The sequence below is a fragment of the Streptomyces sp. YKOK-I1 genome, from assembly GCF_054660435.1.
This window is the reverse complement of record NZ_BAAGDR010000001.1, coordinates 2,568,237-2,582,129: the sequence shown is the minus strand read 5'-3', so window position 1 is coordinate 2,582,129 and position 13,893 is coordinate 2,568,237. Positions and strand designations below refer to the sequence as shown.

Here is a 13,893-nt window from a genome sequence, read left to right as displayed (position 1 = left end):
GGTGGCCGGGGTGCTTCTCTTCAAAGGAGAGCACCCCGGTTTTCGTTTGTGCACGTCGAAGGAGTACTGGGCATGACGATCAAGGACACCCCCGCGGCGTGGGAGATCCGCTCCACGGAGACCCCCTTCGTGGGCAACAAGACCTCCGTCCGCACGGACGAGGTGGTCATGCCCGACGGCGGTGTGGTCCGTCGCGACTACCAGGTCCACCCCGGTTCCGTGGCCGTCCTCGCCCTCGACGACGAGGACCGGGTGCTGCTGATCAAGCAGTACCGCCACCCCGTGCGGCACAAGCTCTGGGAGATCCCGGCCGGACTGCTCGACGTGCCCGGCGAGAACCCGCTGCACGCCGCGCAGCGCGAGCTGTACGAGGAGGCGCACGTCAAGGCCGAGGACTGGCGGGTGCTGACGGACGTGTACACGACTCCCGGCGGCTGCGACGAGTCCGTACGGGTCTTCCTGGCCCGGGGGCTGTCCGAGGCCGACGGGCGGCGTTTCGAGGTGGAGGACGAGGAGGCCGACATGGAGCACGCGCGCGTGCCGGTCGACGAGCTCGTCCGGGCGGTGCTCGCGGGCGATGTGCACAACACCTGTCTCGTGGTGGGCGTGCTGTCGTTCGTGGCCGCGCGCGGCGGGGACGGCCTCGGCTCGCTGCGTCCCGCCGAGGCACCCTGGCCGGCACGCCCGTTCGAGGCCTGAGCCGCCTTGCACCCGCCCGGTGGCCGTCCGCGCGCGGCTGTGAGGTGTTTCGCGTGTGGCCGATGGTCGTCTGCGCGTGGCGGTGAGGTGTTTCGCGTGTGGCCGGTGGCTGTCCGCGCGTGGCGGTGAGGTGTTTCGCGTATGACCGGGAGCTGTCTGCGCGTGGCTGTGAGGCGTCTCGCACTCGCCCGGTGGCCGTCTGCGCGTGGCGGTGAGGTGTTTCGCGTAGGGCCGGTGGCCGTCCGCGCGCGGCTGTGAGCCGCCTCGCGCACGGCCGGAGTCGACCACACACGGCCGGGAGCCCACACACACGCCCGGGAGCCCCCTACACACACGCCCGGGAGCCCCCGCGCGAGGCTGCGGTGTGACGATCGCCTGATCCGATCGGGGGACCTCGGGGCGCTGCCCGCCGTCCTGCGCCCGGAACGTCGCAGAGCGTGAACTAGGCTCTGGAATCGTCCGATCCGGAGTCCCGGCGGGCAGGCGTGTGCGTGGGACGGGAGTGTGGCCCGTGACGGATCAGGCAGTGGACACAGGCGGCGTGCAGCTGTCCGGACACGCTGCGACACCGGGTCAATTCCTGGGCAGGAACCGGGAGTTGAAAGAACTGCGGGCCGACATCGAACGCACCGGTCTTGACACCCTCACCGGCCGGAAGGCCCCCCGCGCACGCGTCCTCCTCATCGCGGGCCGACCCGGCTCCGGCCGCACCGCGCTCGCCGAGGAACTCGTACGGCAGGTCGCCCGCCGCTACCCCGACGGCGTCCTGCGCACCCGGCTCGCCGAACCCGACGGCACCCCCGTCCCCGTCGAGCGCGCCGCCCGCGAGCTGCTCACCGCCCTGGACCTGCCGACCCCGGCCGGTGCCGACGAGGACGAGCTCGCGGCCACCCTGCGCGAGGCCCTCGCCGACCGGCGCGCGCTGATCCTGCTGGACGACGCGACCGGCGCGGACCAGGTCGACGCGCTGCTGCCGGACACCCCGGAATGCCTGCTCGTCGCCGTGTCCGCGGGCCCCCTCACCGGTATCGCGGACGTCCGCCCCTGCACCCTCGGCGGCCTGGACACCAAGTCCGCCCTCGACCTCCTCACCCGCTACACCGGCTCGGTCCGCATCACCGTCGACCCGCGCGCGGCCGAGGGACTGGTCGAGATCTGCCAGGGCCAGCCCGCCGCGCTGATCCTGGCCGGCGGCTGGCTCGCCGCCCGTCCCCAGGCGGCCGTCTCCGACCTCGCCAAGCAGTTGCACGCCGAGGGCGACGAGGGAACCCCGCTCAGCCGGGTGTTCGGTCTCGTCCAGGCCGGCCTGTCCGCCCCTCTCGCCCGCACCCTGCGCCTGCTCTCGCTGGCCCCGGCCGGACTGGCCGACCCGCACACCGCCGCCGCGCTCGCCGGCTGCTCGATGAGCGCCGCCCGGACCGCCCTGGACGACCTCACCGCCCTCGGCCTGCTGCGGGCCGTGGACTCCCCGCTGCCGCAGTACGAGGTCCCGGCCGCCCTGCACCCCCTGCTGCGCGCCGCCGCCGAGGCCCAGGAACGCCCCGCCGAGCTCCAACTGGCCCGCGCCCGTATGTTCGAGCGGACGGTACGGCTGCTCCAGTCCTGCCGGGCCGTCACCGAGCCGGACAACCCCCAGGCCCGGGAGAAGCTCCAGGGCACCCCCCGCGGCCTGCGCTTCCCCACCCGGGCCGCCGCCGCCGAGTGGCTGACCGTCCGCCGCCCCGCCCTGCTCGCCGCAGCCCGCGCGGCCGTCGCGGACGGCGAGCTGGACACCCTGGCCCGTCGGCTGATGTCCCAGCTGGTGCGGGCGATGGTCGCGCACTTCGGCACCCAGGAGGCCGCGCCCGACCTGTACGGCGTCCACCGGCTCGTCCTCGACGTGGCCGAGCGCCGCGATCTGCCCCGGGAGAAGGCCGCCGCCCTGCTGAACCTGGCCGACGTCGACGCCAGGACGGGGCGTACCGCCGAGGCCCTGGTGCGCTACCGGGCCGCGCTGGACGCCGGACGGGCGGCGCACGACCCGTACGCGACCGGCCGCGCGATGGAATCCGTAGGCGGCGCGCATCTGGAGCTCGGGGACTACGAACGGGCCGCCGACTGGTACGGCCGGGCGCTCGCCCAGCGTCTGGCCCGGGACGAGCGCGCGGACGCCGCCCGGCTCTACGGCCGGATCGCCACCGCGCACACCTACGCGGGCCGCTACGGCGAGGCGCAACGGGCCTGGCGCGCCGCGGCGGCCGGACACCGCAAGAACGGCGATGTGGCCGCCCACGCGCGGGCGTTGAGCGAGCTGGCGCGGGTCCAGGAGTACGCGGGCCGGCCCGAGGAGTCGCTGCGCACCTGCGAGGAGGCGCTGGAGTGGGCGCGGCACGCCGAGGACACCCGGCTCCAGGCGGCGGTGCGGCTGCGCCTCGCCGACACCCTGGACCGTCTCGGCGACCCCACGGCCGCACGGCTGCACCGGGGCGAGGCGGGCCGGCTGCTGGAGGAGCCGGAACCACAATCGGCTGGAACACAGCCCTAACACCTGCGAAATCCGCAGTGCATCTGCTGAAGATTGATGCATTGAAAGGCTAGACAGCGGGAACACCTTCATTAGACTGGCTCTGCCGCACCTTCTCCCGCGGTGTATCCCGGTGTACCCCTTGTATCCGGGTATGTAGCCCTATGCCCCCACCCTCTGAGCCAAGGACCGTGATCGACGTGAAGGTCGGCATCCCCCGCGAGGTCAAGAACAACGAGTTCCGGGTGGCCATCACCCCCGCCGGTGTGCACGAGCTGGTGCGACACGGCCACCAAGTGGTCATCGAGCGCAACGCCGGCGTCGGCTCCTCGATCACCGACGAGGAGTACGTGGCCGCCGGCGCCCGGATCCTGGAGACGGCCGACGAGGTGTGGGCCACCGCCGACCTGCTGCTCAAGGTCAAGGAGCCCGTCGCCGAGGAGTACCACCGCCTGCGCAAGGACCAGACGCTCTTCACCTACCTGCACCTGGCCGCGTCCAAGGAGTGCACGGACGCCCTGCTGGAGTCCGGCACCACCGCCATCGCCTACGAGACGGTCGAGCTCCCGAACCGCGCGCTGCCGCTGCTCGCGCCCATGTCCGAGGTCGCCGGGCGCCTCGCCCCGCAGGTCGGCGCCTACCACCTGATGCGGGCCGGCGGCGGCCGCGGTGTGCTGCCCGGCGGCGTCCCCGGCGTCCCGGCCGGCAAGGCCGTCGTCATCGGCGGCGGCGTCTCCGGCTGGAACGCGGCGCAGATCGCCATCGGCATGGGCTTCCACGTCACCCTGCTCGACAAGGACATCAACAAGCTCAAGGAAGCCGACAAGGTCTTCGGTACGAAGATCCAGACCGTCGTCTCCAACGCCTTCGAGCTGGAGAAGGCCTGCCTGGAGGCCGACCTCGTGATCGGCGCGGTCCTCATCCCCGGCGCCAAGGCCCCCAAGCTCGTCACCAACGAGCTGGTGTCCCGCATGAAGCCCGGGAGTGTCCTTGTCGACATCGCGATCGACCAGGGCGGCTGCTTCGAGGACTCCCGGCCCACCACCCACGCCGAGCCGGCCTTCCAGGTCCACAACTCGGTCTTCTACTGCGTCGCCAACATGCCCGGCGCCGTCCCCAACACCTCCACCTACGCGCTCACCAACGCCACGCTGCCCTACATCGTCGAGCTCGCGAACCGGGGCTGGGCGGAGGCGCTGCGCCGGGACGCCGCGCTGGCCCGCGGTCTCAACACCCATGACGGCAAGGTCGTTTACCGCGAGGTGGCGGAGGCGCACGGCCTGGAGCACGTGGAGCTCGACCAGCTCCTCGGCTGAGCCCCCGCGACGGACCCCACGACGGCCCTCCGCGAGCGCCTCGATTAAGTCACCTTTTCGCAAAGGCGATACGTCAACAAGGCGCGTCAACGGCACACGCCCGGCCGGACCTTGCCCCACAAGGTCCGGCCAGATGTGTGTATGGTCACTTTGCGGCTCTCGGTCAACTCGCCTCGAACGTAACCCTTCGACCGATTCGCGCACCGGTCGAACCTGCCGTGCGACGGCCGTACGCCCTTGACAGCGACATGTTTCATTGCCGACACATCGGGCCGGGTCCGGCGGATTGTGTTGCTGCGGACGCCCGACACGCCATAGAGTCGCCAACCGTCGGCATGGTGCCACGCTGACCTTGTCTAGAAGTTTCCTGGTCACCAAGGAGGTAAGACGACTTGTGAATGAGTCGACATTTGCTCCCGGGGGTGGTCAACCAGGAATGCCTACGCGGGACCAGGATTCCGCGGGGCTCGAGGCTGTCGGCTCCGTCGCTGTCCGAACCTTCGCAGCCCACCAGAGCCGGCTCGGCCCCCGCACGGCTCTGTCAGCACACCAGAGCATGGACGGTCATCACGTGAACGCCATGGCCGGCGACGGAAGTGGCGCGCCCCACAACCACTTCGCCGACTACGACGAACTGCCCGACGGGCACTTCTACGACCCCGACGCCGAGTACGAGCCGGACCCGGAGTACGCGGCCACCCTCGCGCCCGACGCGGCACGGCAGCGCCGTGAGCGCATCGGCCCGACCGGACGCCCGCTGCCGTACTTCCCGATCCCGGGCCCGCTGACCCAGCACGGCCCCGCGACGATCATCGCGATGTGCAACCAGAAGGGCGGCGTCGGCAAGACGACGTCGACCATCAACCTGGGTGCCGCGCTCGCGGAGTACGGACGCCGGGTGCTGCTCGTCGACTTCGACCCGCAGGGCGCGCTGTCGGTCGGCCTCGGCGTCAATCCGATGGAGCTCGACCTCACGGTCTACAACCTGCTCATGGAGCGGGGCATGGCGGCCGACGAGGTGCTCCTGAAGACCGCGGTCCCCAACATGGACCTGCTGCCCAGCAACATCGACCTGTCGGCCGCCGAGGTCCAGCTGGTCTCCGAGGTCGCGCGCGAGTCGACCCTCCAGCGGGCGCTCAAGCCGCTGATGGACGACTACGACTACATCGTCATCGACTGCCAGCCCTCGCTCGGTCTGCTGACCGTGAACGCGCTGACGGCCGCGCACAAGGTGATCGTGCCGCTGGAGTGCGAGTTCTTCGCGCTGCGCGGGGTGGCCCTGCTGACCGAGACCATCGAGAAGGTCCAGGAGCGGCTCAACCCGGAGCTGGAGCTCGACGGCATCCTCGCCACGATGTACGACTCGCGCACGGTCCACAGCCGTGAGGTCCTGGCCCGTGTGGTCGAGGCCTTCGACGACCACGTCTACCACACGGTCATCGGACGCACGGTCCGCTTCCCGGAGACCACGGTCGCCGGCGAGCCGATCACCACGTACGCCTCCAACTCCGTCGGTGCCGCCGCCTACCGCCAGCTCGCCAGGGAGGTGCTCGCCCGGTGTCACGCCGAGTGAGTCTGCCGGGGGCCGACGAACTCTTCCGTACGACAGGGGGAATGGCGCTTCAGCCGTCCGCACCCCGACGCCAGGCCGGTGGCGAGGCCCGGGTGCCCGCCCCGGCCGGCGAGAGCGACGGAGTCGCCGCGGGCGAGGACGCGCCGCAGGCCGTCCCCGTCCAGGGCGGGGACGGCGAGGGCGCCGAGCACGCGGCGGCCGACGCCGACCAGACCCTCACCGGGGAGCGCCCCGCACGGCGGCCCGCGGCACCGGCGCAGGAAGGTTCTGCCGCCCCCGGTAAGCGGGGCCGGCAGGCCGCCCGCCGGCCCAGCGGGCGTGAGCGGCACGACGAGAAGATCACCGTGTACGTGTCCGCCGAGGAACTCATGGACCTGGAGCACGCCCGGCTGGTGCTCCGCGGCGAGCACGGGCTGGCCGTGGACCGGGGGCGGATCGTGCGGGAGGCGGTCGCGGTGGTGCTGGCCGACCTGGAGACCCGTGGCGACGCCAGCATCCTCGTACGACGGCTGCGAGGGCGGTAGGGGTAGCCTGCGGGGGCCATGACCTCCGCGAACCCCTCGAACGACGCTCCCGGGCCCGGCAGAGCCGGCGGTCGCCGCCGCGCGCTGGGCCGGGGACCCGGGGCGCCCCCGGAGCGGGAGTCCCTCGCACCGGAGCGCGAGTCCGTCGTACCGGAGCCGGAAGCGGTCGAGCCGCAGCCCGAGGCCGCGGCGGAGCCCGGGGCGGTCGTGCCGGAGCCGGAAGTGGTCCAGCGGGAGGCTGAGGCTGCCGCGGAGCCCGGAGCGGTCGTGCCGGAGCCGGTGGTGGTCGAGCGGGAGCCTGAGGCCGCACCGGAGCGCGAGTCCGTCGTACCGGAGCCGGAAGCGGTCGAGCCGCAGCCGGAGGCCGTGGCGGAGCCCAGGGCGGTCGAGTCGCAGCCCGGGGCGCTCGTGCCGGAAGCGGTTGAGCCGCAGCCGGAGGCCGTGGCTGAGCCCGGGGTGGTCGTGCCGGTGGTGGTCGAGCGGGAGTCTGAGGCCGTCGTGCCGGAGGTCGGCGTATGCGATCCGCAGCCCGAAGACGTCGCGCCGGAGCCGGAGGCCGCTGCATCTGGGCCCGCGGTCGTTGCGGCGGAGCCGGTGCAGGAGGTGCCCGACGGGGTCTTCAAGGTGCGGCTCGCCAACTTCGAGGGGCCGTTCGATCTGCTTCTCCAGCTGATCTCCAAGCACAAGCTGGACGTCACCGAGGTCGCGCTGTCGAAGGTGACCGACGAGTTCATGGCCCACATCCGGGCGATGGGGCCGGACTGGGACCTGGACCAGACGACCGAGTTCCTCGTCGTCGCCGCCACCCTGCTCGATCTCAAGGCCGCCCGGCTGCTGCCCGCCGCCGAGGTCGAGGACGAGGCCGACCTCGCACTGCTGGAGGCCCGCGACCTGCTGTTCGCCCGGCTGCTCCAGTACCGCGCGTACAAACAGGTCGCCGACATCTTCACGTACCGGCTCGACGTCGAGGCCCGCCGCTACCCCCGTACCGTGGGGCTCGAACCGCACCACGCCGAGCTGCTGCCCGAGGTGGTCATCAGCATCGGGGCGGAGGGGTTCGCCCGGCTCGCGGTCAAGGCGATGCAGCCCCGGCCGAAGCCGCAGGTGTACGTCGACCACATCCACGCCCCCCTGGTGAGCGTGCAGGAGCAGGCCGGGATCGTCGTCGCCCGGCTGCGGGAGCTGGGCGAGGCCAGCTTCCGCACGCTCGTCGAGGACACCGACGACACCCTGACCGTCGTGGCCCGGTTCCTGGCCCTGCTGGAGCTGTACCGGGAGAAGGCGGTCGCGCTCGACCAGGAGACCGCGCTCGGTGAGCTGCTGGTGCGCTGGACCGCCGCGGAGGGTGACGCCCAGCCGTCCGTCACCGACGAGTTCGACCGGCCGCCGGAGTTGCCCGAGGAGCCCGGGAAGGAGAAGAAGCAGTGACCGAGAGCACCGTCGCCGCGCTCGACCTCAAGGGCGCCCTGGAGGCCGTCCTGATGGTCGTCGACGAGCCCGCCACCGAGGAGCACCTCGCGAAGATCGTGGAGCGCCCCCGCCGCCAGGTCGCCGACGCGCTGCGGGAACTGGCCGACGAATACACCGTGCAGGGCCGCGGCTTCGAGCTGCGGTTCGTCGCGGGCGGCTGGCGTTTCTACACGCGCGCGGAGTACGCGCCCGCCGTGGAGCGGTTCGTGCTGGACGGGCAGCAGGCCCGGCTCACCCAGGCCGCGCTGGAGACGCTCGCCGTGGTCGCCTACCGGCAGCCGGTCAGCCGCAGCCGGGTCTCCGCGGTGCGCGGAGTGAACTGCGACGGTGTGATGCGCACCCTGTTGCAGCGCGGTCTGGTCGAGGAGGCGGGCACGGAACCCGAAACAGGTGCGATCCTGTATGCGACGACGAACTACTTCCTGGAGCGGATGGGCCTGCGCGGTCTGGACGAGCTCCCGGAGCTCGCGCCCTTCCTCCCGGAGGCGGAGGCGATCGAGGCCGAGACCCAGGAAGCCGTGCCGTCGTTCGACCCGGACGCCCCGGACACGGACGACGGGCCCACGACGAAGACGACTGACACGACGACGACGGAACTTTGATGCGAAGCAGCGGTAGCGGTAGCGGCAAGAGCGGCGGGCGCGGTAACTACCGCGGGGCCGGCAACGGCAGGGACCAGAAGCAGGGCGGCCAGGGCGGCCAGGGTGGCCAGGGTGGCCAGGGCCGCCCCCGCAGGCCCCGTCCCGAGGAGCGCCGCTACGACGTCGGCCCCTCCGCCTCCCCGGACGGCCCGAAGTCCGGGCGCGGCGGCTCCGCGCGCGGCGGTGCCAAGGGCGGCCCCAAGAGGGCCCAGCCCCAGCGCGGGCGTACGGCCCCGGGCACCTCGCGCGAGTACGAGGCACGGGCCGAGGAGCGCAACCGCGAGCGGTACGCGGGCAAGAAGGACATCAAGCCGCCCAAGACCTTCCCGGGCGCCGAGCAGGAGGGCGAGCGGCTGCAGAAGGTCCTCGCGCGCGCGGGCTACGGCTCCCGCCGGGCCTGCGAGGAACTGATCGAGCAGGCGCGGGTCGAGGTCAACGGCGAGGTCGTGCTCGAGCAGGGCAAGCGGGTCGACCCGGAGAAGGACGAGGTCAGGGTCGACGGCCTGACGGTCGCGACGCAGTCGTACCAGTTCTTCTCGCTGAACAAGCCCGCCGGTGTCGTCTCCACGATGGAGGACCCGGAGGGGCGGCAGTGCCTCGGGGACTACGTCACCAACCGCGAGACGCGGCTCTTCCACGTCGGCCGGCTCGACACCGAGACCGAGGGCGTCATCCTGCTCACCAACCACGGTGAGCTGGCGCACCGGCTGGCCCACCCGAAGTACGGCGTGAAGAAGACCTACCTCGCCGCCATCGTGGGCCCGATCCCGCGCGACCTGGGCAAGAAGCTCAAGGACGGCATCCAGCTGGAGGACGGGTACGCGCGCGCGGACCACTTCCGGGTCGTCGAGCAGACCGGCAAGAACTACCTCGTCGAGGTCACCCTGCACGAGGGCCGCAAGCACATCGTGCGCCGCATGCTGGCCGAGGCGGGCTTCCCGGTCGAGAAGCTGGTGCGCACGTCCTTCGGGCCGATCACGCTGGGCGACCAGAAGTCGGGCTGGCTGCGACGGCTGTCCAACACGGAGGTCGGCATGCTGATGAACGAGGTCGACCTCTAGAAGCGTCCTGAGCGCGACTGTGGCGGCCGGTACCGGGTCTTCCGGTGCCGGCCGCTTCCGTTTGTGCAAAAGGCGGTCAGAGCGCCGCAGAGGGCTTGTGGCGCCGGGGCCGATTCTTTATAGTCGTCACGACTATTAGTCAGGTTGACCATAAAAGAGGTGACGGTGATGCAGGGCTACGACAAATACGCGCACGAACCCTTCGCCGTCACCGTCGATCTCGCCGTCCTCACCCTGCGCGTGGGCGCCCTGCACGTGCTGCTCGTCGAGCGCGGACAGGAGCCGTACGCCGGGAAATGGGCGCTGCCCGGCGGCTTCGTGCGGCCGGACGAGTCCGCCGAGACGGCCGCCCGGCGCGAACTGGCCGAGGAGACCGGCCTGGACGACGTCTCCGCGGCCTCCGGACTGCACCTGGAGCAGCTGCGCACCTACAGCGACCCCGGCCGCGACCCCCGGATGCGGGTCGTGTCCGTCGCCTTCGCCGCGCTGCTGCCCGACGCCCCCGAACCGCACGGCGGCGGCGACGCGGCCGAGGCCCGCTGGCTGCCGTACGACGACACCGGGCCGCTCGCCTTCGACCACGACCGGATCCTGGCCGACGCCCACGACCGGGTCGGCGCCAAGCTCGAGTACACCTGCCTCGCGACCTCCTTCTGCCCGCCCGAGTTCACCCTCGGCGAGCTCCAGCAGGTCTACGAGACGGTCTGGGGGACGGGGCTCGACCGTCCCAACTTCCGCCGCAAGGTGCTGGCCACACCGGGGTTCGTCGAACCGGTGCCCGGTGCCGCGCGGCTCACCGGTGGCCGCGGCAAACCGGCCGCCCTCTACCGCGCGGGCACCGCCACCGCGCTCCACCCGCCCCTGCTGCGACCGCCCCGGGAAGGACGTTCCGCATGACCACGACCACCGTGAGGAAGCGCGCCGCCACCGGCGCCCTGCTGGGCCTCGCCCTCGGGGACGCGCTCGGCTTCCCCACCGAGTTCAACGACATCCCCTCGATCCTCGCCAAGTGCGGGCCCTGGCGGGGGATGGAACTGCCCCGGCGCCCCTTCGTCTCCGACGACACCCAGATGACCCTGGCCGTGGCCCGGGCCCTGCGCACCGCGATGGACCGGGGGCTGCTGGTGCCCACCCGGCTGGAGCGGCCCCTGCGCGAGGAGTTCGTGGACTGGTACCAGTCGCCCGAGAACAACCGCGCCCCCGGCCGGACCTGCCTGACCGCCTGCGAGCTGCTCAAGGACGAGCGGCGGCTGTGGCAGGACGCCAGCCAGATCGGCTCCAAGGGCTGCGGCGCCAACATGCGCGTCGCTCCCGTCGGCCTCGCCCCCGGCCTCAGCGACGAGCAGCGCGCCGGAGCCGCCCAGTTCCAGTCGGCGCTCACCCACGGGCACCCCACCGCGCTCGCCGCGTCCGACCTCACCGCCCACGCCGTACGGCTCCTCGCCCAGGGCGCCCGCCCGGCCGGCCTGGTCGGACAGCTGCGCGCGTACGCCGTCGCGCACCGCACCCGCTACCACCACCGCTGGCTCGGCGACCTGTGGACCCGCAGCCAGGACCCGTCCGCCGAGCACTTCATCGCGCGCGGCTGGGACGAGTGCCTGGGCGTCCTGGACCGCCTCGCCGCGGCCCTGCGCGACCCGGCGCCCGAGGCCGACCCGTGCCTGGCCACGGGGGCGGGCTGGATCGCCGAGGAGGCCATGGCCACCGGGCTGCTGTGCTTCCTGCTCTTCCCCGACGAGCCGGTCACCGCGCTGCGCCGGGCCGCCTGTTCCTCCGGCGACTCCGACTCCATCGCCTGTCTGACGGGCGCCTTCGCGGGGGCGTACGCGGGCGCGGACGCCTGGCCCACGCCCTGGGCGGACCGGATCGAGTACCAGGGGGAGCTGGTGACGCTCGGCGCGCTGTGGGACCTGTGATCAGGCCGGCGCTCAGGCCGTCGGTCAGGCTGCCGCTCAGGCCGTCGCTCAGGCCGTCGCTCAGGTCAGCGTGATGCTGTCGCCCTGCACCGTGATCTGCTTCTCGGGCAGCGGCTCCGTCGCCGGACCGGCGGCCACCGAGCCGTCGGCGATCCGGAACTCGCTCTTGTGACAGGGGCAGTTGATGGTGCCGTCGGCCACGGAGCCGACCGTGCAGCCCTGGTGGGTGCAGACCGCCGAGAAGGCCTTGAAGTCACCCTTCGTGGGCTGGGTGACGACGACCTTCTCGGCCGTGAAGATCTTGCCGCCGCCCTCGGGGATGTCGGTGGTCTTCGCCAGCGCGCCACCGGCGGCCCCGGACTTCGTCGAGTCGGCCGCGTCCGACGACGTACCGTCGCCGCCGTTGCCGCAGCCCGTGGCCAGGGCGGCTGCCGCGCCGCCCGTCACGACGAGCACCGTGCGCCGGGAGGGGGAGAGGGTCATGTCGTCACTCCGGGGATGCGGAAGCACGTACAGGTGCCAGCCAAGCGCGTACCGGCGCCGCCCCGCAACCGGACGCGCCGCGTCTCAGGGGGCGGTCGGGGCGCACCCGGCCCGGCGCGGGCTGACTAGGCTTGTACGCCTCAGCAGCCCGACATCAGCAAGGAGCAGCGCCGTGGCGGTACGAGCGGTCCGGGGAGCCGTCCAACTCGAACGCGACGAGGCCGGACACATGGACGAGCAGGTCGGGGCCCTGCTCACCGCCGTCCTGGAGCGGAACTCCCTCAGCGCGGACGACCTGATCAGCATCTGGTTCACGGCCACGCCCGATCTGCACAGCGACTTCCCGGCCGCCGCCGCCCGCAAGCTGGGCATCGTCGACGTACCGCTGATCTGCGCCCAGGAGCTCGCCGTGGAGGGCGCCATGCCGCGGGTCGTACGGCTGCTCGCGCACGTCGAGTCCGACCGGCCGCGCGCCGAGATCAGCCATGTCTACCTCGGCGCCGCCGCCGCCCTGCGCAAGGACATCGCCCAGTGAGGACCGCGCTCGTCATCGGAACCGGGCTGATCGGCACCTCCGCCGCGCTCGCCCTCGCCCAGCGGGGCGTCGTCGTGCATCTCGAGGACCACGACCCCGGACAGGCCCGTACGGCCGCCGCGCTCGGCGCCGGCACCGACGAGGCGCCCGAGGGGCCCGTCGACCTCGCCGTGGTCGCCGCCCCGCCCGCCCATGTGGCCGGTGTGCTCGCCGACGCGATGCGCCGGGGCGTGGCCCGCGGCTACCTGGACGTGGCCAGCGTCAAGGGCGGGCCGCGCCGGGAGCTGGAGGCGCTCGGCCTGGACCCGTCCGTGATGTCCAGGTACATCGGCACCCACCCCATGTCCGGCCGCGAGAAGTCCGGCCCGCTCGCCGCCACCGGAGACCTCTTCGAGGGCCGGCCCTGGGTGCTGACCCCGACCCGGGACACCGACACCGAGGTCCTCAACCTCGCCCTGGAGCTCGTCTCGCACTGCCGGGCGGTCCCCGTGGTGATGGACGCCGACGCGCACGACCGCGCCGTCGCGCTCGTCTCCCACATGCCCCACCTGGTCTCCAGCCTGGTCGCCGCCCGGCTGGAGAACGCCGAGGAGGCCGCCGTACGGCTGTGCGGACAGGGCATCCGGGACGTCACCCGGATCGCCGCCTCCGACCCCCGGATGTGGATCGACATCCTCTCCGCGAACCCGGGGCCGGTCGCCGACCTGCTCACCGACGTCTCCGCCGACCTGGAGGAGACCGTGCGGGCCCTGCGCGCGCTGCAGTCCTCCGACGAGGCCAAGCGCCGTGACGGCGTCGACGGCATCGAGGACGTCCTGCGCCGCGGCAACGCCGGACAGGTCCGCGTCCCCGGCAAGCACGGCGCCGCCCCGCGCGTGTACGAGGTCGTCGCGGTGTTCATCGACGACCAGCCGGGACAGCTGGCCCGGATCTTCGCGGACGCCGGGCGGGCGGGCGTCAACATCGAGGACGTACGGATCGAACACGCGACCGGGCAGCAGGCGGGCCTGGTGCAGCTCATGGTCGAACCGAAGTCCGCGACCCCTCTCGCGGCGGCGCTGAAGGAGCGGGGCTGGGCGATCCGGCAGTAGGCCGGTACCGGACCGGTACCGGGCTCGGCCGGAAGGGTGAGCCGTGCCCGGTAACCTTGTGCGGGGCACAGTCGCGCCCCG

General features: G+C 72.6%; 12 protein-coding genes and 1 pseudogene. 12 read left to right on the top strand and 1 reads right to left on the bottom strand.

The genetic code is table 11. From position 1 onward, the window contains the following. Positions 1–72 precede the first annotated feature (72 nt). The 10 genes and pseudogenes from ACYQ8Q_RS10990 (at position 73) to ACYQ8Q_RS10945 (ending at position 11,703) form a co-directional block, all read left to right on the top strand. On the top strand, positions 73–699 hold the full coding sequence (locus tag ACYQ8Q_RS10990; RefSeq protein ID WP_460064066.1) for an NUDIX domain-containing protein: 627 nt from the start codon (positions 73–75) through the stop codon (positions 697–699). 511 nt (positions 700–1,210) lie between these two features. Next, a pseudogene (locus tag ACYQ8Q_RS10985) lies at positions 1,211–3,260 on the top strand (tetratricopeptide repeat protein). A gap of 133 nt (positions 3,261–3,393) precedes the next feature. Continuing rightward, entirely contained in the window at positions 3,394–4,518 is a 1,125-nt protein-coding gene (ald, locus tag ACYQ8Q_RS10980; protein ID WP_460064064.1) for an alanine dehydrogenase, read from the top strand. A 436-nt stretch (positions 4,519–4,954) separates the two neighbouring features. Continuing rightward, positions 4,955–6,091 (top strand): ParA family protein, encoded by a 1,137-nt coding sequence (locus ACYQ8Q_RS10975; RefSeq protein ID WP_359003282.1) that lies wholly within the window; start codon positions 4,955–4,957, stop codon positions 6,089–6,091. Next, a complete protein-coding gene (locus tag ACYQ8Q_RS10970; protein ID WP_460064063.1) occupies positions 6,076–6,615 on the top strand; it encodes a hypothetical protein in 540 nt (179 codons plus the stop codon). The genes ACYQ8Q_RS10975 and ACYQ8Q_RS10970 overlap by 16 nt, the downstream gene beginning before the upstream one ends. Before the next feature lie 18 nt (positions 6,616–6,633). Continuing rightward, positions 6,634–8,043, top strand: coding sequence for a segregation and condensation protein A (locus ACYQ8Q_RS10965; RefSeq protein WP_460064062.1), 1,410 nt, complete (start codon positions 6,634–6,636; stop codon positions 8,041–8,043). Then, positions 8,040–8,687, top strand: coding sequence for an SMC-Scp complex subunit ScpB (gene scpB, locus ACYQ8Q_RS10960; protein WP_359003288.1), 648 nt, complete (start codon positions 8,040–8,042; stop codon positions 8,685–8,687). Before ACYQ8Q_RS10965 ends, scpB begins: the two co-directional genes overlap by 4 nt. Beyond that, the gene (locus ACYQ8Q_RS10955) at positions 8,687–9,787 is read left to right on the top strand and encodes a pseudouridine synthase (RefSeq protein ID WP_460064060.1); all 1,101 of its coding nucleotides are present in this window, start codon (positions 8,687–8,689) and stop codon (positions 9,785–9,787) included. Before scpB ends, ACYQ8Q_RS10955 begins: the two co-directional genes overlap by 1 nt. Positions 9,788–9,955: 168 nt before the next feature. Further along, entirely contained in the window at positions 9,956–10,684 is a 729-nt protein-coding gene (locus ACYQ8Q_RS10950; protein ID WP_460073252.1) for an NUDIX hydrolase, read from the top strand. Continuing rightward, positions 10,681–11,703: an ADP-ribosylglycohydrolase family protein gene (locus ACYQ8Q_RS10945; protein WP_460064058.1), complete on the top strand. Its 1,023-nt coding sequence runs from the start codon at positions 10,681–10,683 to the stop codon at positions 11,701–11,703. The genes ACYQ8Q_RS10950 and ACYQ8Q_RS10945 overlap by 4 nt, the downstream gene beginning before the upstream one ends. Before the next feature lie 60 nt (positions 11,704–11,763). On the opposite strand, the gene ACYQ8Q_RS10940 is transcribed toward ACYQ8Q_RS10945, so the two are convergent. Then, the gene (locus ACYQ8Q_RS10940; RefSeq protein ID WP_460064056.1) at positions 11,764–12,186 is read right to left on the bottom strand and encodes a Rieske (2Fe-2S) protein; all 423 of its coding nucleotides are present in this window, start codon (positions 12,184–12,186) and stop codon (positions 11,764–11,766) included. A gap of 172 nt (positions 12,187–12,358) precedes the next feature. Here ACYQ8Q_RS10940 and aroH point away from each other — a divergent pair, with 172 nt between their 5' ends. Then, positions 12,359–12,721: a chorismate mutase gene (gene aroH / locus ACYQ8Q_RS10935; protein ID WP_055636532.1), complete on the top strand. Its 363-nt coding sequence runs from the start codon at positions 12,359–12,361 to the stop codon at positions 12,719–12,721. Continuing rightward, positions 12,718–13,812, top strand: a complete 1,095-nt coding sequence (locus ACYQ8Q_RS10930; protein ID WP_460064054.1) for a prephenate dehydrogenase — start codon at positions 12,718–12,720, stop codon at positions 13,810–13,812. Before aroH ends, ACYQ8Q_RS10930 begins: the two co-directional genes overlap by 4 nt. Positions 13,813–13,893: the final 81 nt, after the last annotated feature.

Coding starts and splice junctions, on each gene's coding strand:
- ACYQ8Q_RS10940 (WP_460064056.1), bottom strand. CDS start 12,186: ATGACCCTCTCCCCCTCCCGGCGCACGGTGCTCGTCGTGACGGGCGGC.
- ACYQ8Q_RS10955 (WP_460064060.1), top strand. CDS start 8,687: ATGCGAAGCAGCGGTAGCGGTAGCGGCAAGAGCGGCGGGCGCGGTAAC.
- ACYQ8Q_RS10965 (WP_460064062.1), top strand. CDS start 6,634: ATGACCTCCGCGAACCCCTCGAACGACGCTCCCGGGCCCGGCAGAGCC.
- ACYQ8Q_RS10945 (WP_460064058.1), top strand. CDS start 10,681: ATGACCACGACCACCGTGAGGAAGCGCGCCGCCACCGGCGCCCTGCTG.
- ACYQ8Q_RS10990 (WP_460064066.1), top strand. CDS start 73: ATGACGATCAAGGACACCCCCGCGGCGTGGGAGATCCGCTCCACGGAG.
- ACYQ8Q_RS10950 (WP_460073252.1), top strand. CDS start 9,956: ATGCAGGGCTACGACAAATACGCGCACGAACCCTTCGCCGTCACCGTC.
- ACYQ8Q_RS10975 (WP_359003282.1), top strand. CDS start 4,955: ATGCCTACGCGGGACCAGGATTCCGCGGGGCTCGAGGCTGTCGGCTCC.